Raw genomic sequence first — 19,980 nt, forward strand, 5'->3', positions numbered from 1 at the left:
TGGAGGCTCAGAAGCCAGTGATTTACTTTATCATTTAGATGCGGCTGTTCTGCGATTCAAGCCTGTGAAGGTATTTATCTATGAAGGCGATAACGATATCAATTCTGGTAAGACTCCAGAGACTATTTTAAAAACTATGAGTGAGATCGTGGGGAAGATCCGAAGTAGTTTGCCGGAAACAGAGATCTACATCATCGGCACCAAACCAAGTCCTGCGCGTTGGCAGTTTGAGCAAGGGTATCTGGCGGTAAACAAATTGCTTTCTAATTATGCAAAGCAGCAAGAGCAGGTTAGTTATATCGATGTATGGAATCCGATGTTGAACGAAGCAGGCAGACCCAAACCACACATTTTCATTGGTGATAGTCTACATATGAATCCAAAAGGATACGCCATTTGGACCGAGGCTATTTGTCCGAGTATGGATTGATCGTGAAACCTTGAATAATTGAAACAAGGTTAATCTTGTTCTAAACTCAACTAACTCTAAGTCATGAATCGCAAAGAATTTATAAAACTCAGTGCCACAGCGAGTGCTGCTGCTATGCTCCCATGGAGTTGTGCAGGTTTTGGTGATCAGCGCAAATACAAACTCGGCTACCAAGTCTATTCTATTCGAGATCAAATGGTAGACAAACCCATTGAAACGCTTCAAGCACTCAAGGTCATGGGATATGAAGACTTTGAGACTTATGGTTTTGATGCGGATACCAACAAGATCTACGGCTACTCGCCTCAGGATTTTAAAGCGATTCTCAATGATTTGGATCTTACCGTTAGTAGCGGTCATTACGGGCTTTCTGCCTTTATGGAAGCTTCTGATGACGAGCTGCGCCGTTACGTAGATGCTTGTATTAGCGCCGCATCTGTTATGGACAATAAATACATTACCTGGCCCTTTATTGAGGAGGCGTATCGCAACCGAGACGGTTATAGTTTGTTGGCTCAAAAGCTAAAGGTCATTGGGCAGCAGATCAGTGAAACTCCCTTAGGCTTTGCTTTTCACAATCACGGCTATGAATTTGCCGATCTGGGCAATGGAGAAACGGGTTATGATATTATTGCTGATAGAACCGATCCCGAACAGGTAAAGTTCCAAATGGACATGTACTGGGTGATGCATCAAGGCAAGACCACGCCCAAAGAGTTAGTGGCTAAATATCCGGGCCGCTACGTGATGTGGCACTTAAAAGACATGCACAAAGTCAGCAGAGATTATACAGAACTGGGCAATGGCTCTATCAACTATCATGAAATTCTGCCTGATCCTTTGGTTTCTGGTCTGGAGTATTTTTATATAGAACAAGGCGGAAACTTTACCTTAAATTCCACAACCAGCGCAGCATCAAGCGCTGCTTATTTTAAAAAGGAATTACAGCAGTACTTCTAACTATTGCTTGATAAAACGCTTCACCGTGGTGGCTTGTCCATCGCTGAGCGTCGCAAAATAGACGCCAGCCTCTAATTCATCAATTTGGAAACTATTGCTTGTGAAACGTCCTGTTTGAATCCGCTTTCCAGTCACATCATAGACTTCAATAGACAGCTCCAACCCCTTTGGATTGGTAACATACAGCGTTTCTTTTGCGGGTACGGGGTATAAGCTTAGGGCATCCAAGGTAAAATCTTCTACGCTCAAAATACCTGATAAATAATGCACGACATCTCCATCAGGTTTGTAAATGCTTAAGGCATATCCATCAGGATCATCAATGACGGAAATGATGTATTCCAAAGCGTCACCGTCACTTTCAAAGAAAAAATTGAAATAATGGAACTCAAAGATATCGTTCTCTGGAATAGTACAATCAATTAGGGTCATGGCCAAAGAATTGAACGTAATTTGAGAAGGCTCCGAATAGGTAACACTGTCAGCCACTAAAGCATTGCAAACATAGGTCAGCATATCACTAGGGTCTGCGGTATCATTTAAGTGGAAGGGCACTAGATTGACCTCTGTATTACTAGGGGTATAGAAGGTCTCTCCATCATTTGTTACCGAGAGCAGAAACCAATCGTATTCAAAAAGGATAGGATCTTGAGCCTGCATTTGGGACATGCCCAATAGGCCCAAAAAGAAGAGTAGTTTTAGTTTCATAGTTGATTTTATTTCTAAGTTACTAAAAATTAATTACTTATGTTTTGCTAGAATGCACTTTGCTGCTACAGCTGTTCTCCCAGTTTTATTTTAGTGTTGTCTTTGTCTTAAAGAAGGTATAATGTACAGGGCAACTTGCTTCATTTGTGGTAACTTTACACAAAACGTCATCCATGTCTGATTTTTGGCTATATCTGAATCTGGGTTTCAATCATGTTCTTGATTGGGGAGGCCCGGACCACCTTTTATTTTTAGTGGTTTTGGTTTCTGTCTATGAATTTGCCGATTGGAAAAAGGTAGTGGGCTTGGTCACCACCTTCACTCTTGGGCATATGATTTCTCTAGTTGCCGCCACCTTTGGCTGGGTAACCGTTTCACCAACAGCGGTGGAGTTTTTGATTCCTGTAACCATTTTAGCGACGGCTATTTACCACCTTTTGAATACGCGTAAGGGCGCCAAAGAGTTGTCCGTTTATGGGACGTATATCATGACGCTTTTCTTCGGATTGATACACGGGCTTGGTTTTGCTAACTTCTTTAGGAGTTTGGATGAAAGCGCGGCCTTGCCGCTCTTTGAGTTCGCTTTGGGAATTGAATTGGCTCAGCTGGTGATTGTGCTGATTGCTTTGGTCGTTGGTTTTGTCGCTAAGAATATACTCAAAGCGAGTGCCAGAGATTGGACCATAGCACTTTGTTGTATCGCCATTGGATTGCTCTTGCCGATGCTCGCGGATACTTGGCCGTTCTAAGGCTGATTTGGCACTTTTTTGACAAACTTTGTAATAAGATTAACAAGCTACAGTTTAATAGAGGAGCGGAGTTCAATTATCTTCGTTTGGAATTGGCTATCTTGCCTCAACTATGAATACTTCAGTAAAACAACACAAATACGATGTGGCTTATATGCGCATGGCATTGGAGTGGGCTAAACTCTCGTACTGCAAGCGCAAGCAGGTTGGAGCCTTGATCGTTAAAGACAAGATGATCATCTCAGACGGATACAACGGAACCCCAACAGGTTTTGAAAATTTTTGCGAAGATGAAGAAGGCTATACCAAATGGTATGTGCTTCATGCCGAGGCCAACGCCATTTTGAAAGTGGCCGGAAGTAATCAAAGTTGTAGAGGCGCTACGCTTTACGTCACACTTTCGCCTTGTCGTGAGTGTAGTAAATTAATACACCAGGCAGGAATTACCCGAGTAGTTTACAATATTCAATACAAGGATGTTAGCGGTTTGGAATTTATGGAACGCGCTGGAGTTCAAGTAGTACATTTAGCCGATTTGGATTAAATCAATGAACAAATTTAAAGTCTATATACCGCTTATTGTCGGCAGCTGTTTGGCTGTGGGTACCTTTATTGGCGCCAAACTGAATTTTCAGGATGGAGGCGAACAGATCTTTGCTAAGAATTCCAAGAAAGACAAGCTCAATAGACTTATTGATTATATAGACTACGAATACGTTGACCAAGTCAATACGGACAGTATTGTTGATGTCACCGTAAACGGAATTTTGGAAAACCTAGATCCGCATTCTGTTTATATTCCTGTGGATGCCTATGAAGATGCTGCCAATGATATGCGCGGGAATTTTGTGGGTATTGGGGTGAACTTTTACGTCTACAACGATACCATAGCCATCATAAATCCTATAGAAGGAGGGCCCGCGTATGAAGCGGGAATTCGCGGTGGAGATCGTATTGTAGCTGCAGATGACCAAGAGCTCAATGGAGCCGAGATCTCCAGAGACAGCATTGTTTCCTTTTTAAAAGGAAGCAGGAATTCCAAAGTAAAACTCAGCATTTACCGTCGCGGCGAACCGGAACTTTTGGAATTCACCGTGAAGCGTAAAGAGGTTCCTTTGGTCAGTGTGGAAGCTTCTTATTTGATCGATGAGGTTACCGGTTATGTTAAGATAAACCGTTTTGCCGATACCACTTATGATGAATTTAAAGAGGCTATGGATGACCTCCTGGATGAAGGCATGGAGACCTTGATCCTCGATTTGAGAAATAACCCTGGCGGCTATATCAATGCCGCTAACAAGATATTGGATGAGTTTTTAGAAGACGATAAGCTCATGCTCATCACCAAAAACAAAAAAGGTGATGAAGACCTAACCTTTGCCACTGGCAGAGGGGATTTTGAAAAAGGCAAGGTTTACGTTTTGATGAACGAGAATTCGGCCTCTGCTTCTGAGATCGTCGCAGGAGCTTTGCAAGACAATGATCATGGAACCATTGTTGGGCGCCGTTCCTATGGCAAAGGCTTGGTACAACGAGAAATGTCTCTGGGAGATGGTAGCGCCGTTCGTTTGACCATTGCGCGTTATTACACCCCAACGGGTCGCTCCATTCAACGTTCCTATGCCAAAGGCTTAGACGATTATTTTAGCGAATACCAAAACCGTTACAGAAACGGAGAGTTGCGATCAGCAGATAGCATTAAGGTGTCTGACTCGCTCAAGTTTGTCACTCCAGAAGGCCGTGTGGTTTATGGTGGCGGAGGAATTACTCCGGATGTGTTTGTACCTAAGGATACCAGTATTGCCAATGAAACCTTGGAATATGTGATGTCTACAGGCTATATGAACTACTTTGTCTTTGAGCAATTGGAAGACTCTCGTGAGGAGTTTGATGGGATGGACTTTGATACTTTTATGAATGATTACGAGGTGTCTGATGAGTTGGCCAATGCTTTCATTAATTATAATGAGCGCTTCAAATCACCCAATCTGGATTTGGCTTCCCACTTTGATATCTTGAAGCTGGCTATCAAGCAGACGCTCGCAGATCAGCTCTACGGAAGCAATCAGGCCAGACAGGTTGCTAATGGAGAAGACGCTATGATTCAGCGCGTCTTAGATCTGGAACGCGCAAATCTAACCCCAATAGAGGATTAGGAATTCTTTTTCTTCTCTTCGATCTTTTTAGAGAGGAGTAAAATCAGCAGTAAAATAATACAGCTCAATCCTGCCAATATCAAGGAAATGGCAGTCTTGCTTTCTCCTTCCAACAAGGCGTCAAAATTGAGTTGAGTCGCGTTGTAGATCATCAGCACGAGTGCGCCAGCCATTAAGATGTAGATGAGTATTTTCATTGCTTGTGCTTTACGCAAATAATTCTTGAATATTTGAGGTGAACAGCTTCACCGCAATCGCTAGCAAAATTACGCCAAAAACCTTTCTTATAATACCAATTCCGTTTTTTCCTAAGAAGCGTTGGAGTCGGGCAGAGGTTTTCAAAACCGCATAGATCACAATGACATTAATAACAATGGCAATGATGATGTTTTCTATATGATATTCTGCGCGTAGTGATAATAGAGTGGTCAAACTTCCGGGGCCGGCCAACATTGGGAAGGCCAGTGGGAATATGGAGGCTAGCTCTGGAGTACTGCCATCGTCTTTAAATAGAGTAACGCCCAAGATCATCTCCAAAGCAATAAAGAAAAGGATAAAAGCACCCGCAACGGCGAATTCATTGACGTTGATCCCAATGAGCTTTAAAATGCTCTCACCCAAGAACAAAAACAGCACCATCACTGCAGCGGCAATGATAGAGGCTTTTTCTGAATGAATATGTCCCGCACGTTCTCTTAAGGAGATTACAATGGGGATGTTTCCAATAATATCAATAACCGCAAACAAAACCATGGTTGCGGTGAAGATCTCTTTAGTGTTGAACTCCATAACAGCTTGATTTAGGGCGCAAAAGTAGTCAATATTGGCAGTTCGCCACCTAGAATTTCAGCTTTTATTTTTAAGACTATGGATTGGATTTTTAAGTCCAAAGCAAATATCTTTGCCCCATGATCCAATTGGGCAAAACCATAGTATCTACAGACCTTATTGAAAAGGAATTTGTGTGCAATCTAGGCGCTTGTAAAGGCGAGTGCTGTATTGCCGGAGAGGCTGGTGCACCGCTTAGCGCAGAAGAGACCAAAATTCTGGAACAGATCTACCCCAAGGTGGCTCCGCATCTAAGAGAGGAGGGCAAGGCAGCTATTGAGGCACAAGGCACTTGGATAAAGTCAGAAGCTGGAGAATTAGAGACGCCTTTAGTCAACGGAGCAGAGTGTGCCTATGTGACCTTTAAAGAAGGTGGAATTGCCAGTTGCGGAATAGAAGATGCTTACAATGCAGGTGATGTGGATTTTAAAAAACCAATTTCTTGTCATTTGTATCCTGTACGCGTAACCGATTACAGTGAATTTGCTGCAGTAAATTATCACCGTTGGCCCATTTGTGATACTGCTTGTAGTTTAGGAGAGCAGCTCAAAGTTCCTGTCTACAAATTTGTAAAAAATGCCTTGATTCGAAAATTCGGACAAGATTGGTTTGACGGTTTGGATCAAATCGCACAAAAATCACAAGACGCATAATCCCGTTTTTATTCTTCTTAATTCGACTGAGAATTCTTTTGAAGAATTCAGGATGATAAAATCACCATTTTGGTGATTTTTTTCTACAAGTAGAGGGTCATTTGACTTCCAAACCAAAAATTTCTGTTTAAGATTGCTGTTAAAAATCGTGTTACCTAAACCTTAGGGAAATGTTAGGAAAACCCTTTAGAACACTTGGGTTTCACTGGGGTTTCACGAGCTATTAACGGTCTGTTTTCTGTTTGTTAATAACTTCAACAGTAATTTTGTAAAATGCTGATAATAAATTGATTAATCAAATTTGTTAACAAAACTATGTGAACAGTTTGAAAATTTTGATGTTAAAAACTTTGTTGAAAACCAAGCTTGTATTCTCGACTAATTCGTTCTAAAATTTTTCATATTTGTTAGTCCCGAGTAACGAGAAATTTATCGAATTTTAAAAAAAGCAACGGACAATGAGCGCAGTAGAACCGATTTTAGCAGAGAACAAGGACCGATTTGTAATATTCCCTATTCAACACCACGATATTTGGGATTGGTACAAGAAATCTGAAGCCAGTTTTTGGACGGCAGAGGAGATTGACTTACACCAAGATTTGACGGATTGGGCAACCAAATTGAATGATGATGAGCGTTATTTCATCAAACATATCTTGGCCTTCTTTGCAGCTTCGGATGGAATTGTAAATGAAAACCTAGCGGAGAACTTTGTAAATGAGGTTCAATATTCAGAAGCGAAGTTTTTCTACGGATTCCAGATCATGATGGAGAACATCCATTCAGAGACCTATTCGCTACTTATTGATACGTACGTAAAGGACGAAAAAGAGAAGGACAAGCTTTTCAATGCAATTGAAAACTTCCCAGCAATCAAGAAAAAGGCGGATTGGGCATTAAAATGGATTGAAAGTCCAAGTTTTGCTGAGCGCCTTATCGCTTTCGCTGCTGTAGAAGGGATCTTCTTCTCTGGAGCCTTCTGTTCGATTTTCTGGCTCAAAAAACGTGGCTTAATGCCAGGATTGACCTTTTCCAACGAGCTGATCTCAAGAGATGAGGGTGTTCACTGTGATTTCGCAGTACACTTGCACAACCATCACTTGATCAATAAAGTTCCAAAGGAAAGAATCCGTGAAATCATTGTGGATGCGCTTAATATTGAGCGTGAATTTATTACCGAGTCTTTACCGGTAAGTCTAATTGGAATGAACTCCAAACTGATGACACAGTATTTGGAGTTTGTTACAGACCGCCTCTTGGTGGAGTTGGGTTGTGAGAAAGAGTACAGCACCAGCAATCCTTTTGATTTTATGGATATGATCTCGCTTCAAGGTAAAACGAACTTCTTTGAGAAGCGCGTTTCCGAATATCAAAAAGCGGGAGTTACCAACAAAGACAAAGAATCTAACAAGATTAGTTTCGACGCAGATTTCTAAAATCGCTCCAGGGGGCTGCCCCAGGCCCGGAGCTTTTTTAACCAATTGATTATACGCGGGTTACACCTAGCGTACCTACCTATGTTTTGCTAAAAATTAGGCACTAATTAACTAAAGAAGTTGTAGATGAATGTAATTAAAAGAGATGGACGCAAAGAGCCCATCATGTTTGACAAGATCACGGCACGCGTAAGAAAGCTATGCTACGGTCTGAATGAATTAGTAGATCCTGTAAAGGTTGCCATGCGCGTCATTGAAGGTTTGTATGACGGTGTGACCACGAGTGAGTTGGATACATTGGCTGCGGAGATTGCTGCCACCATGACCACCACACACCCAGATTACGCCCGATTGGCGGCGCGTATTTCGGTATCGAACCTGCACAAGAACACCAAGAAGACCTTCTCTGAGGTGATGACGGATCTGTACACTTATGTAAATCCTAGAACGGGGAAGAAAGCGCCACTTTTGAGCGACGAGGTGTATGATATCATCATGAAGAATGCTGAGGAATTGGATTCCACAATCATCTACAACCGTGACTTTGGTTACGACTACTTTGGATTCAAAACTTTAGAGCGTTCTTACCTTCTAAAATTGAACGGACAGATCGCAGAGCGTCCACAGCATATGTTGATGCGTGTATCTGTTGGTATTCATATGGAAGATATGGCCGCGGTAAAAGAAACTTACGAACTCATGAGTAAGAAGTTCTTTACCCACGCAACCCCTACACTCTTTAACTCTGGTACGCCTAAGCCACAAATGTCATCTTGTTTCCTTCTAGCCATGAAGGACGACAGTATTGACGGTATCTACGACACCCTAAAACAAACTGCTAAGATCTCCCAATCTGCGGGAGGAATTGGTCTTTCTATTCACAACATTCGCGCAACGGGTTCTTATATCTCCGGAACTAACGGTACTTCTAACGGAATTGTACCTATGCTACGTGTATTCAATGACACGGCGCGTTATGTAGACCAAGGTGGAGGAAAGCGTAAAGGTTCCTTCGCGATTTATGTGGAGCCATGGCACGCAGATATCTTTGACTTCTTAGACTTGAAAAAGAACCACGGTAAGGAAGAGATGCGTGCGCGTGATTTGTTCTACGCCATGTGGATTCCGGATCTATTCATGAAGCGTGTGCAAGAAGACGCAGAATGGACCTTGATGTGTCCAAACGAATGTCCAGGATTGTTTGACAATCACAGTGAAGAGTTTGAAAAGCTTTACCTCCAATACGAGGCAGAAGATCGCGGACGCAAAACTATTAAAGCACGCGAGCTTTGGGAGAAGATCCTAGAATCTCAAATTGAGACGGGTACTCCTTATATGTTGTACAAGGATGCGGCCAACCGCAAATCGAACCAAAAGAATTTGGGTACTATCCGTTCTTCTAACCTTTGTACAGAGATCTTGGAGTACACCTCTGCTGATGAGGTAGCGGTATGTAACTTGGCGTCAATTGCTTTGCCAATGTTTGTGAAGAACGGCGCTTTTGATCACAAGGAGCTCTTTAGAATCACCAAGCGTGTAACTAAGAACTTGAACCGTGTAATTGATAGAAATTACTACCCAGTGCCAGAGGCGCGTAACAGTAACTTCCGCCACCGTCCGGTTGGTTTGGGTGTTCAAGGATTGGCAGATACCTTCATCAAACTGCGTTTGCCATTTACCAGTGAAGAGGCTAAGAAACTCAACCAAGAGATCTTTGAAACCTTGTACTTCGCTGCAGTAACCGCATCGATGGAAGAGGCTAAGCAAGACGGAGCCTACGAGACCTATAAAGGATCTCCGATCTCTGAAGGCTTGTTCCAACACAACCTTTGGAACATTAAAGATGAAGAGCTTAGTGGTCGTTGGGACTGGGGCAAATTGCGTAAGGATGTGAAGAAGCACGGAGTGAGAAACTCTTTGTTGGTAGCTCCGATGCCAACAGCTTCTACCTCTCAGATCTTAGGAAACAATGAGGCCTTTGAACCGTATACTTCTAACATTTATACGCGTCGTGTATTGTCTGGAGAGTTCATTGTAGTGAACAAGCACCTTTTGGAAGATCTTGTTGCGCTTAACCTTTGGAATGATGATCTAAAAGAAGAGATCATGCGTGCTAACGGATCTATCCAGCACATCGATGTGATCCCTCAAGACCTTAAAGAACTGTATAAAACTGTTTGGGAACTCAGTATGAAAGACATTATTGATATGTCCCGACACAGAGGATACTTTATTGATCAGTCACAGTCACTGAACCTGTTTATGGAGAACGCCAATATGGCGAAGCTTACTTCAATGCACTTCTATGCTTGGAAGAGCGGTCTTAAAACAGGAATGTACTACCTACGTACTAAGAGTGCCGTAGACGCGATCAAATTTACACTTAAGAACACTACAAAGGAAGCTGTTCCTGCACCTCAGGAAGCGGCCGTAGGTACCGTTACTGCAGCAGCAACAGACAAGCCATTGACGCCTCAAGAGTTACGTGAAATGTTGGCTAAGAGTAGAGATGCCGACGAAGACGAAGACTGCTTGATGTGCGGTTCTTAAGATTTGTTTTAAGTGTTGATTGAAAAAAGACTCCTCAAAAGGGAGTCTTTTTTTGTTGCTTTAGTTGGATTTGAATCCCGAGGTGAACAGCAGGTCGGTCCCCAAATACTTATCGCCCTTATTGTAGTACCAGGCCCGATCTTTGGGTATTTTAATGCCAGAGATCTCAACTTCATCAGAAAGTAAGATATACTCTCCAGTGTCTTTGCCCTTGTCTTCTGGGTCACCTTTGTAGAATTGGTAGACTTCCATGGCGAAGGTGGTCGGATCAAAATAAAAGAACCAAATGTCCGTACCTACAGTTTCCTCATAAGTGACTTTTAGCCGCATATAGGTCTTGCCTTTAAAAGCTACCTCGGTGACCGTTGGATCAACATAAGTTCCTGGGTCTTTAAGCTTCATAGGAAGTCCGTATAGGTAGGTGTAGTAGTTTTTGTAAAGTGTAGCGCGCTCGCAGCTTAAGTTGTTTTCTTTGAGCTCCGTTGGGGTCAGGTCCATATCACCGTTAAGTCCAATGGAACAGGCTCCGCGATCAATTTGGTATAAAGTTTCTCGATCCCCTTGCGTAGCGACTACCTTAAAAAACTCCTGCGGCAAGTTAATTTGAATCTCGCTATTGCGAGGATCTGAGTTTGGCGTTTCCATGGTTACATAAAGTATCCCATTAAAGGTTTCCCAATTGCCCTGTGGATCATGATACGCTATGGCACGCTCTAGCAATTGTTCCCCAGTGAGCTGTTGGGCTACACTAAACAGAGGAAGCAATAAAAGAGCAAGCAGTAAACGCATTATAGAATTTCTGGTTTCTTAGTGATCTCCCACTCTTTGTAGTACTGTTCTAAAACAGTCGCAGTGGTCTCTACCAGATCTTTGCATTCTAAAAGAAGACTGAAGTAAAGCGTAGTGTTGCGCGCGCTACTGTCTGGTTGTTTGGTGCGTTGGATCTGTTTCTCGATATCACTAGAGATATACGCGTCAAACTCCTGTTTCTCTGCGATGAGGTTTGGAAGTTCATCCAAGTTCATAGCGTCGAAGTTGGTCTTTACTTTGGCAAACATGTCCAAGAGTCTTTCTTCAATCTGCTTCAAGTCACGAATCTGATTAAAGGTCAATCCTTGGTGATTGTTCTTAACGTGTTTGTGGCTGGTCTTTGCAATAAATCCGATGGACTGCACAAAGTCTTCCAAGGAATCTTGTACCATCAAATAGAAACGCGTGGCTCCAGCAGAACTGCCATCCAAGCCTTTGATGTAAAAGAAGATGTGATTCTTCAGGTCGTCCATCTCATCAGAGAGGCTTTCGGCGTCATTGCGTGCCTTTTTAAGGTCTTTTAAATTTTGTCTCGCTAAAGCATCCAAAGACTTGTTCAAGATCTTGGATCCGCGTTTCATTACTGTGGATACATTATTGGCAGACTCTTCAATCACTCCTTTTACAGAGGTGCTTTCTGCCATTTTGAATTCCAGCTCTTCACGAATCTCTTTAGTGTTTCTGCTGGTACGCAGATAAGATCGCGCAATGAGGATCACGGCTAAGATTAGCAAAGTGATCAAGGCCACCCATTCAAAGTAATAGATAAGTGCAGCCATAATAGCAGCTGCGATAAAGGCTGTAATGGCGGTCATGAACCAACCTGCAATTACATTGATCACCCCAGCAACACGATACACAGCAGAGTCACTTCCCCAAGCGCGGTCAGCCAAAGAAGTACCCATGGCAACCATAAAGGTCACGTAGGTGGTGGAAAGCGGTAATTTCAAGCCTGTGGCAATGGAGATCAACACAGAGGCAACCACTAAGTTGATGGCTGCGCGCACCATATCAAAGGCAGGTGCGTCCTTGTCTAATATTTTACTCTTTACGGTAGGAGCAAAGCGCTTGCTGATGGAATTTCTTGCCGCTTCTGGTAAAGCCATGGTAAAGCCACGGTTCAGGCCAATGGCTAGGCGTACCAGATTTTGAGAGAGCCAGTTCGGTTTAAAGCGTTCCTTAACTTCATCTTGACGGGAAAGATCCACAGAGGTCTTTACCACACGACGCGCCTTTTCACTAAACCAAAGCGTCAATACCATGATGACCCCTGCTAGTAACAGTAGTAAAGGTTCTGTGCGCACTGCCTGAGAAAGGCTGGTCATTGCAAAGGCTTCCGGAGCCACATTAGAATCTCCCCAAACTAGATATGCTTCGTATGCGGCCATTGGAACTCCAATGAAGTTTACCAGGTCATTCCCGGCAAAGGCCATGGCCAGAGCAAAGGTTCCCAGTACAATGATGAATTTATAAACGTTGACCTTAAAGAATCGGGTTAAAGCAAAGGAGACTAGCGTCCATACAACGGCATTGGCGCCAATGAATTGATAGAAGTTATTTTGCGCCCAAGCGTTGAAAGACTCTGGTAAAAGATCAGCTCCTTTTAATCCTTTTACAATAATAAAGTAGGCGATGGAGGTTGTTGCCAATCCACCAAAGATCGCGGCAGCCCAACTCGGGCGCTTTTCAAAATCAAAGGACAACAGAAAGCGCGTGACAAATTGTACCAGCGCACCAATGGTAAAAGCAATGGCTACGGAGAGCAGTATACCTAATATAATGGTGGTTGCCTTGTCAGAAGCGATATAATTACTCAAAGAAGAGAGGTCCTCTCCAGATTTGGAGATCTTGATGATGGACATACACACGGCTGCACCCAGCAGCTCAAACACGATAGAAACCGTAGTTGAGGTAGGCAGTCCGAGGGTATTGAAAAAGTCCAGCAGGAGAATATCAGTGATCATCACGGCCATAAAAATGACCATGATCTCGTCAAAGTAGAATTCCCCAGGGACAAAGATTCCTTTCCGAGCCACTTCCATCATACCGCTAGAGGACAATGCGCCAAAGGCAATACCCACACTGGCAACTATCATGATGGTTTTAAAGGAAATGGCTTTAGAGCCAATGGCGGAGTTTAGAAAGTTAACGGCATCGTTACTAACACCAACTACCAAATCTGCAATGGCAAGAATAGCCAAAGCGATCAGCATGAATAAATAGATATCACCCATAAGGACTTGCGATAATAGAAAACAAAAATGGAATTTATTTTAGAATCAAATGTTATCGCAACGTTATGAGTGGTCTCGGGAGTGCATTCCGTAGTAATTAATCATTCCCCTACTGGTGGGAAAGTATAAAGATGAGATACAATGTCACCAAAAAAGTAGCATTATAAATAACAGAAAATCAAATGAATAGAGCTGTAATGTTACGTAAATGTTACTTAAATGTTGCTTAGAAGTAAAAAAAATGTTATCTTTGTAATGAATTTATTAATCATTTAAAGCCCTAAGATATGAAGAAGATTGCCCTCATGTTAGTTTTAGTATTCCTTGGGACTAACGTATTTGCTCAAGAAGCACCAAAAAATATTTACAAAGAAAAGAAAGGTCTTATTGAGGCCACTTTGTTTCACGATAATGGCGAGATCGCTCAAACCGGTTTCTATACTAAGGACGGTAAGTTACACGGTGAGTGGATTAGTTATGATGCCGATGGGAATCGTACAGCCATCGCACAATATAACAAAGGACAACGTGTTGGTACTTGGATGTTCTACCAAGGAGAAACACTAAAAGAAGTAACCTATAGCAACAATACTATTGCTCAGGTAAATACATGGACCATGCAAGATACTCGTGTGGTTACCACCAATTAATTTTGATTTTAAAACAGTGTAAGAAAAAAGGCTCCCATTGGGAGCCTTTTTTACTTTATTGTTGAAAGGTTGTGGAATTAGTCACGAGCCCAACCTGCACCCCAAGTGGCGAAGTCAGTACCAGTTCCGTTACCGTCTCCAGTTAGGAAATCAGCATCGTCCCATGCAAAACCTGTATCGTTTTTGATCTTAAGACCAACGTTGTTGAAAGTAACATCCATTGCAGCGAGAGTACCATCTAGTACACCTTGTCCTGTTGGGTTGTCAGCGTCATCACCGTCAAGATCGAATCCTTCATCAAAGTCATTGATCACCCAGTTGGTGAAGATTCCTTGAGTTCCAGCACGTAGACGTACAGCCTCTCCAAGAGTTCCAGCGTCACCGTCGATAGTTACGTTAGTTACGTCAGGAGCAGAGAAGTATCCACCTTCGTTAGAGAAATCAGTGTTGTATCCGTCACATTCGAAAGCTTTATCGTGGTCAGCTAGGTGCTTCACGTATACATCAGTCAATGATCCAGTAAATCCTTCAGTCCAGTCGATAGAGTCATCCTCAGATCCAACTACTGCCAAGTGGCTAGCGTTTACAGTTCCTCCAAAGAATTCGAATCCGTCATCAGAACCGATGTAAACTTGTACAAAGTCCATAGTAGTTCCAGAACCTACAGCGTAAAGAGATACCCCGTTTAGCTCAGAGTTACCATCGATAGCACCACCAGCGTACTCAACACGTACATAACGCAATACACCAGAGTTGTCACCAGGAGTGTTTCCTCCGTAAGAAAGACCACCTACTTCAGTAGTAGAAGTGTCTTCAGAACCGTCAGGAGTAGAGTTGATCGGAGCACGTCCGCAGATTACAATACCACCCCAGTCTCCAGAACCAGGAGTAGAAGAGTTAGAAGTAAATACGATAGGAGCATCAGCAGTTCCGTCTGCCATGATCATACCTCCTTGAAGGATCGCGATATAAGCGTTAACTCCTACAGGAGCTACTTCAATAGTAGTACCAGCACAGATAGTGAAAGTAACACCATCAGCAATAAGAACTGGTCCAGTTACACGATACTCCGTATCACAGTCCAAAGTAAGGTCTTCAGTGTAAACTCCAGAAAGGTTTACTACAGCACCTGTAGTACCGTCATCTGTAGTGTCGGTTCCACCGTTGTTGTTGTTTGTCACGCTGTTGTCAACGCGGTTGTCTTCGATGATAATATCAGCGGTGTCATCGCTCTCACAAGAAGCAAGAACTAAACCAAGCAAACCGATTATTAAGAAGAATTTGGTTTTCATCATTTTCAAGTTTTAAAGTAAAAAGATTGTTATAGTTTATATTTAAGAGATAGTCCAAAGTTTACACCGCGTTTCCACTCAAAAAGCGTCACGTCTCCGTTGGCATTTACAAGGTCAAACGGTGTTAAAAGTGGGTTATTAGTACCTGCTCCTTCACGGATCAGGGTTACGTTAGGGTTTAAGATGTTTCCAACGCTTAAGTTGGCTTCAAAGTGATCTCCAAAAGCGTTTCTCCATACAAAGTTCAATTGTGGCACCGCCTTCTCTACAATGTTTCCAAGGTCTCCACTTCCTAAGGCAAAAATTCTGTCAGAGAAGTAAGAGAAGGTGGTCGTGAACTTAGGTTTGTAGTCTCCAAAGGTTGGAGAGTAATTCACATCAGCGTTCGCAATGAACTCAGAAGCTCCTTGCAGTTCTGATTCTGTGCGGTTACCGAAGGAAGTACCAAAGGTGAATCCGTCAGATGTCTGAACTGCTTTCAGATCTTGATTGGTGTTGTTCCAAGCGAGGTTACCTCCAACGCTCAAGAGCGAATCGTCTTCTTCATCCAACAAAATGTTCTTTCTAAATTCGATCTCAGCACCGAATACAGTCGCCTCGTCTCCTGTTCTAAAGAAACGCTGGTTACCAGTAGCGTCTGTTGCTACAACTCGGTTCACTGGATCTTGAATAGACTTGTAGAATACTCCAAAGGCGATCAGCTCGCTGCGGCTTGGGAACCACTCGTATTTGAAATCAGCATTAAAGATCTCAGAGTAAGAAACTCCAGTTCCATCGGCCTTTCCAAGCAAGTCAGGGTTACCACCCACACGTTGGGTTACTCCTTCATAAACAAAGTTTGCAACTTCCTTGAATTCTGGGAAGGATGCTGTCTGACTCGCCGCTATACGCAGGTTCATATCTTCGTTTACAGCGTACTTCAAGTTCAAACTTGGGAAGAATAGATTCTCCTTGGCTTCACGGAAACCAGTATCGGTTGGTACTGGGTTGATCACGTCATAAACAATGGTCTGTTCCCAGTTTTCTATGCGGATACCAGGCACGATCAAAAGGTCACCTACTTGGATATCTGCAGTAAGCAAACCAGCGTGGATATCTAAATTACCGGTGTATGTATTCTCATAAGGTTGCGGACGGTTAACCAGTCCTAAGGTTGCATCCAAACCTAATGGCTGGCGCGCAACATTCAAGTTCCATTGACCACGTCCTTCTGGGATGTTAATGTTCACAGCGCTGAAGAAAGGATCAAAGTTGTTTACATCCGTAACAGGGTTGTTGAGTTTGTCTAAGATCTCATAACCGTATCTCCAGTTGTTAAAACGACGCTCTTTAGTACGCCCGTTATATCCCATGGTGATGTTGATATTGTCATTCACCTTGTAGTTCAAGTTGAAATAGCTGTTCAGCTCATCATCTTCAATACTCTGGAAGTAACGCTGGTTATCAAAGGCAATGTTGTCGTAGAAGATCGGGTTAGTGTTTGGATCGCTATCCAAAGTAAATTGGTAATCTTCTAAAGTGATACGCTTTCTGTCTGGTTCGTCAGAGAACACCTTATTGAATCCAAATCCCCAGTCCAAAAGCCATTTTTTCTCTCCGTTCTCATCAACAGTATCTCCAAATTTGTGTGTACCGTTAATTTGGTTCACAAAGATCATCTCTTGGTTGAACTGTACGTTCATTTGGTAGAATCCACCATCTCCGTTGTTAGAGAAACCGTCACGGTTGAATCCGTTTCCACCAATCCCGTAGTAACTCACCTCATCAGAAGAGGTATTAGAGAATAGCGAAGTGAATTTAAGTTTGTGTCCAGCCTTGTTGTTGTATAAGATAGATCCCATAAGGGCGGTGTTGGTATCGTAGTCAAACCATTCTGCATCTGGGAAACGTACCTTTACGTCATTGGTAAAATCAATTGCTGGCCCTGTAAGGTACTCGTAGCTGTTACTAAAAACTGCAGTTCCAAAGAAACTCAAACGCTGATCGTCATCAATATTAAAGGAGTAGCCTCCTTCGATTGACCCAGCAAAAGGAATGTTAGTTTCTGCATCCTGAGGATCTACCCCGTGAGAAAGTACCACAGCAAAAGGATCATTATCATAACGGTTGTAGAAACCGAAAAGACTAGGTCCTTCTGAACGTACAAAATCCTCACCGATCGCTTGAGAGTTGAATCCGGAGTTGATAGCAACATTAAAGTATCCTGGTCCGCTGTATTCTTTAGAAACGATGTTTACGTTACCGGCACTAAAGTCTCCAAAGAAATAACTGTTATATGCTTTAGATACACCAACACTTTCAATAATCTCCGAAGGGAAAAGGTCTAAGTTGATGTTCTTTTTATTTACGTCGTTTGACGGCAGTGATAAACCATTCATGGTTGTATTCTGATAGCGGTCTCCAAGACCACGTACAAATACATCACTACTTCCTTGTTGCTGTGAAATACCCGAGATCTGGGCAACAGCTTCGGCCGCATTGTCTACCCCTTTTCTGGCTAATTCTTGGGCACCAATGCTTTGTATAATTGTAGTCGCCTTCTTTTGTTCAATCAAAAGGGCAACTTCACTTTCTCTTTTACGTGTGGTGGTGATCACAACCTGCTCTAGGGCTGCAGCACTTGCACCCATAGGAACATTTAAGGTAGTCACCTTACCGCCTTCAACGGTTACGTCAAACTCAAGAGTCTCATAACCTACATAGCTGAACTGGATGGTGTAAGCACCAGGCTCCATATCAGCAAGTTCGTAAAGCCCGTCAATATCAGAGGTGGTTCCTTTAGAAGTACCCTTGATAATCACGTTGGCAAACGGAAGCGGTTCGTTGTTAAAGTCTTTATCAGTTAGTACACCTACTACTGATCCAGTTTGTGCTATTGTTAGGGAGGTAAATAGCAATAATAATATCGAGGTAATTTGTTTCATTACAACTGTAAAATTTCTTGGCACAAAGAAACCGCTGCAGTGTAAAGGTGGCGTTAACCCGCTTTTAAATGTGTGCTACAAAAGCGTTAGCGAAATGTTACCGGAATCTCCAAAATGGAACTTCTTCTTTACGATTAATTAACCTTGCATTTTGTGTATCTTTCGGAGGTCAAATTTTACCGATGAACTGGGAACAATTACTGTCACTAAAACGTTACGGAGATACCAATAAACGCCTTAGAATTGAGCAAGATCCAACCCGTTTGGGCTTTGAGGTGGATTATGATCGCATCATATTTTCAGCACCTTTTAGAAGTTTACAAGACAAAACCCAGGTCATCCCCATGTCTAAGACCGATTTTGTCCACACCCGCTTGACACACTCTTTAGAAGTGTCTGTGGTTGGGCGTTCCCTCGGTCGATTGGCCGGTAGAGCTTTGTTGGAAAAATACCCTGCCTTAGAAAAGGTACACGGCTATACATTCAACGATTTTGGAGCTATAGTGGCTGCTGCAGCTCTGGCACATGATATTGGAAATCCTCCCTTTGGACATTCCGGAGAGAAGGCGATAGGGGAGTTCTTTTCCGTAGGGGCTGGGCTTAAGTATAAGGATCAATTGACTCCTAAGCAGTATCAAGATTTGATAGACTTTGAGGGCAACGCTAACGGCTTTAGAATAATCACAGAAGATTTCCCCGGTCAGGAGGGAGGCCTTAGACTTTCCTATGCCACCTTGGGTGCATTTATGAAATACCCCAAAGAATCGCTCCCTAAAAAACCCACCAAACAGATCAGCGATAAAAAGTATGGCGTATTTCAATCAGACTTGGGCGTGTTCAAGGACGTGACAGCTACTTTAGGCTTGATTGCCAAAGAGGGAGCGGATCTGCGTTTTCACCGCCATCCTTTGGCCTTTTTGGTAGAAGCTGCTGATGATATCTGCTATACCATCATCGATTTTGAAGATGGGATCAATCTCGGGCTCATTGAAGAAGAAATGGCCTTAGAGCTCTTGATCAATTTGGTCAAAGACAATATTCAAACTAAAAAATACGCGGCGCTGCAATCCACCTCCAAGCGTTTGGCTTATTTGCGTGCCTTAGCTATCAATACTTTGATCAGCGAGGCTGTGGCCGTCTTTTTAGACAATGAAGAGGTCATCCTCCGCGGGAAGTTCCACCACGGACTTTTGGATAAAAGCCGTTATGAAGCTCAGATCAGTGATATCATTGACATCAGTATCAAAAAGGTCTACCGCAGTGATGAGGTAGTAGGCAAAGAGATCATGGGTTATTCCATTTTGAATACGCTGCTTCAAAAATATACCGATGCGTTGGTGCGCGATCTAAACGGAGAAGGAACCAATTATGACGGACTTTTATTGAAAGGCCTCAAAGAGGAACACGACTACGTAAGCATGGATTTGTATGAAAGACTGCTTTTGGCCTGTTCTTACGTCGCTTCTCTAACCGATGGTAATGCCCACAATCAGTTCAAAAAAATGACTGGAAACGGTTCGTTTTAAGGGTCTTGACTGTAGGGCGATAAAGCCTTATCTTTATAAACTGTTTCTCTAACGGGAAATACCTAAAAGCTAAA

Annotated in this window: 17 protein-coding genes; 10 read left to right on the plus strand and 7 right to left on the minus strand. The window is 42.8% G+C overall.

Going from position 1 to position 19,980, the window contains the following annotated elements:
* On the plus strand, positions 1-430 hold a 430-nt coding region (locus tag HRT75_RS06455; RefSeq protein WP_291184092.1), incomplete at its 5' end, for a GDSL-type esterase/lipase family protein.
* A 63-nt stretch (positions 431-493) separates the two neighbouring features.
* Complete coding sequence (locus HRT75_RS06460) at positions 494-1,390, plus strand: TIM barrel protein (protein WP_291184095.1); 897 nt, start codon at positions 494-496, stop codon at positions 1,388-1,390.
* Here HRT75_RS06460 and HRT75_RS06465 read toward each other — a convergent pair whose 3' ends face one another.
* Entirely contained in the window at positions 1,391-2,098 is a 708-nt protein-coding gene (locus HRT75_RS06465) for a T9SS type A sorting domain-containing protein (RefSeq protein WP_291184098.1), read from the minus strand. It abuts the gene before it with no gap.
* 173 nt (positions 2,099-2,271) lie between these two features.
* Here HRT75_RS06465 and HRT75_RS06470 point away from each other — a divergent pair, with 173 nt between their 5' ends.
* The 3 genes from HRT75_RS06470 to HRT75_RS06480 all read left to right on the plus strand — a co-directional run bounded on the left by HRT75_RS06470 (position 2,272) and on the right by HRT75_RS06480 (position 5,003).
* Positions 2,272-2,847 (plus strand): HupE/UreJ family protein, encoded by a 576-nt coding sequence (locus HRT75_RS06470; protein WP_291184101.1) that lies wholly within the window; start codon positions 2,272-2,274, stop codon positions 2,845-2,847.
* Between the two features lie 112 nt (positions 2,848-2,959).
* Positions 2,960-3,391, plus strand: a complete 432-nt coding sequence (locus HRT75_RS06475) for a dCMP deaminase family protein (RefSeq protein WP_291184103.1) — start codon at positions 2,960-2,962, stop codon at positions 3,389-3,391.
* A 4-nt stretch (positions 3,392-3,395) separates the two neighbouring features.
* Positions 3,396-5,003: a S41 family peptidase gene (locus tag HRT75_RS06480; protein ID WP_291184106.1), complete on the plus strand. Its 1,608-nt coding sequence runs from the start codon at positions 3,396-3,398 to the stop codon at positions 5,001-5,003.
* Here the strand turns inward: HRT75_RS06480 and HRT75_RS06485 are convergent.
* Positions 5,000-5,200, minus strand: a complete 201-nt coding sequence (locus HRT75_RS06485; protein WP_291184108.1) for a hypothetical protein — start codon at positions 5,198-5,200, stop codon at positions 5,000-5,002. The two genes, HRT75_RS06480 and HRT75_RS06485, sit on opposite strands and share 4 nt — an antisense overlap.
* A gap of 10 nt (positions 5,201-5,210) precedes the next feature.
* Positions 5,211-5,792 carry a MarC family protein gene (locus HRT75_RS06490; protein WP_272830451.1) on the minus strand — a complete coding sequence of 194 codons (582 nt, stop codon included), beginning with the start codon at positions 5,790-5,792 and terminating at the stop codon, positions 5,211-5,213.
* 119 nt (positions 5,793-5,911) lie between these two features.
* Between HRT75_RS06490 and HRT75_RS06495 the strand changes: the two genes are divergently transcribed.
* The 3 genes from HRT75_RS06495 to HRT75_RS06505 all read left to right on the plus strand — a co-directional run bounded on the left by HRT75_RS06495 (position 5,912) and on the right by HRT75_RS06505 (position 10,470).
* The gene (locus HRT75_RS06495; RefSeq protein ID WP_291184113.1) at positions 5,912-6,484 is read left to right on the plus strand and encodes a DUF3109 family protein; all 573 of its coding nucleotides are present in this window, start codon (positions 5,912-5,914) and stop codon (positions 6,482-6,484) included.
* 458 nt (positions 6,485-6,942) lie between these two features.
* Entirely contained in the window at positions 6,943-7,920 is a 978-nt protein-coding gene (locus HRT75_RS06500) for a ribonucleotide-diphosphate reductase subunit beta (RefSeq protein WP_272830445.1), read from the plus strand.
* 126 nt (positions 7,921-8,046) lie between these two features.
* Positions 8,047-10,470: a ribonucleoside-diphosphate reductase subunit alpha gene (locus HRT75_RS06505; protein WP_291184118.1), complete on the plus strand. Its 2,424-nt coding sequence runs from the start codon at positions 8,047-8,049 to the stop codon at positions 10,468-10,470.
* Positions 10,471-10,530: 60 nt separating this feature from the next.
* Here the strand turns inward: HRT75_RS06505 and HRT75_RS06510 are convergent, their stop codons facing one another.
* Both HRT75_RS06510 and HRT75_RS06515 read right to left on the minus strand, forming a co-directional pair.
* Positions 10,531-11,259, minus strand: a complete 729-nt coding sequence (locus HRT75_RS06510) for a DUF6503 family protein (protein ID WP_291184121.1) — start codon at positions 11,257-11,259, stop codon at positions 10,531-10,533.
* Positions 11,259-13,514, minus strand: coding sequence for an inorganic phosphate transporter (locus HRT75_RS06515; protein WP_291184124.1), 2,256 nt, complete (start codon positions 13,512-13,514; stop codon positions 11,259-11,261). The genes HRT75_RS06510 and HRT75_RS06515 overlap by 1 nt, the downstream gene beginning before the upstream one ends.
* Positions 13,515-13,801: 287 nt before the next feature.
* Here HRT75_RS06515 and HRT75_RS06520 point away from each other — a divergent pair, with 287 nt between their 5' ends.
* Complete coding sequence (locus HRT75_RS06520; RefSeq protein WP_291184127.1) at positions 13,802-14,164, plus strand: nicotinic acid mononucleotide adenyltransferase; 363 nt, start codon at positions 13,802-13,804, stop codon at positions 14,162-14,164.
* 77 nt (positions 14,165-14,241) lie between these two features.
* Here HRT75_RS06520 and HRT75_RS06525 read toward each other — a convergent pair whose 3' ends face one another.
* Both HRT75_RS06525 and HRT75_RS06530 read right to left on the minus strand, forming a co-directional pair.
* Positions 14,242-15,459, minus strand: coding sequence for a multidrug transporter (locus HRT75_RS06525; protein ID WP_366665031.1), 1,218 nt, complete (start codon positions 15,457-15,459; stop codon positions 14,242-14,244).
* 26 nt (positions 15,460-15,485) lie between these two features.
* Positions 15,486-18,380, minus strand: a complete 2,895-nt coding sequence (locus HRT75_RS06530; RefSeq protein ID WP_291184130.1) for a TonB-dependent receptor — start codon at positions 18,378-18,380, stop codon at positions 15,486-15,488.
* 182 nt (positions 18,381-18,562) lie between these two features.
* Between HRT75_RS06530 and dgt the strand changes: the two genes are divergently transcribed.
* Positions 18,563-19,906, plus strand: a complete 1,344-nt coding sequence (gene dgt / locus HRT75_RS06535) for a dGTP triphosphohydrolase (protein WP_291184133.1) — start codon at positions 18,563-18,565, stop codon at positions 19,904-19,906.
* The last annotated feature ends 74 nt before the right edge of the window (positions 19,907-19,980 follow it).

Source organism: Gilvibacter sp. (genome assembly GCF_013214815.1).
Taxonomy (GTDB): domain Bacteria; phylum Bacteroidota; class Bacteroidia; order Flavobacteriales; family Flavobacteriaceae; genus Gilvibacter.

Bases quoted from the DNA above. Each gene is read 5' to 3' on its own strand.
- HRT75_RS06465 (WP_291184098.1), bottom strand. From the start codon at position 2,098: ATGAAACTAAAACTACTCTTCTTTTTGGGCCTATTGGGCATGTCCCAA.
- HRT75_RS06485 (WP_291184108.1), bottom strand. From the start codon at position 5,200: ATGAAAATACTCATCTACATCTTAATGGCTGGCGCACTCGTGCTGATG.
- HRT75_RS06510 (WP_291184121.1), bottom strand. From the start codon at position 11,259: ATGCGTTTACTGCTTGCTCTTTTATTGCTTCCTCTGTTTAGTGTAGCC.
- HRT75_RS06460 (WP_291184095.1), top strand. From the start codon at position 494: ATGAATCGCAAAGAATTTATAAAACTCAGTGCCACAGCGAGTGCTGCT.
- HRT75_RS06495 (WP_291184113.1), top strand. From the start codon at position 5,912: ATGATCCAATTGGGCAAAACCATAGTATCTACAGACCTTATTGAAAAG.
- HRT75_RS06505 (WP_291184118.1), top strand. From the start codon at position 8,047: ATGAATGTAATTAAAAGAGATGGACGCAAAGAGCCCATCATGTTTGAC.
- HRT75_RS06490 (WP_272830451.1), bottom strand. From the start codon at position 5,792: ATGGAGTTCAACACTAAAGAGATCTTCACCGCAACCATGGTTTTGTTT.
- HRT75_RS06515 (WP_291184124.1), bottom strand. From the start codon at position 13,514: ATGGGTGATATCTATTTATTCATGCTGATCGCTTTGGCTATTCTTGCC.
- HRT75_RS06500 (WP_272830445.1), top strand. From the start codon at position 6,943: ATGAGCGCAGTAGAACCGATTTTAGCAGAGAACAAGGACCGATTTGTA.
- HRT75_RS06480 (WP_291184106.1), top strand. From the start codon at position 3,396: ATGAACAAATTTAAAGTCTATATACCGCTTATTGTCGGCAGCTGTTTG.
- HRT75_RS06525 (WP_366665031.1), bottom strand. From the start codon at position 15,459: ATGATGAAAACCAAATTCTTCTTAATAATCGGTTTGCTTGGTTTAGTT.
- HRT75_RS06475 (WP_291184103.1), top strand. From the start codon at position 2,960: ATGAATACTTCAGTAAAACAACACAAATACGATGTGGCTTATATGCGC.
- HRT75_RS06470 (WP_291184101.1), top strand. From the start codon at position 2,272: ATGTCTGATTTTTGGCTATATCTGAATCTGGGTTTCAATCATGTTCTT.
- HRT75_RS06530 (WP_291184130.1), bottom strand. From the start codon at position 18,380: ATGAAACAAATTACCTCGATATTATTATTGCTATTTACCTCCCTAACA.
- HRT75_RS06520 (WP_291184127.1), top strand. From the start codon at position 13,802: ATGAAGAAGATTGCCCTCATGTTAGTTTTAGTATTCCTTGGGACTAAC.
- dgt (WP_291184133.1), top strand. From the start codon at position 18,563: ATGAACTGGGAACAATTACTGTCACTAAAACGTTACGGAGATACCAAT.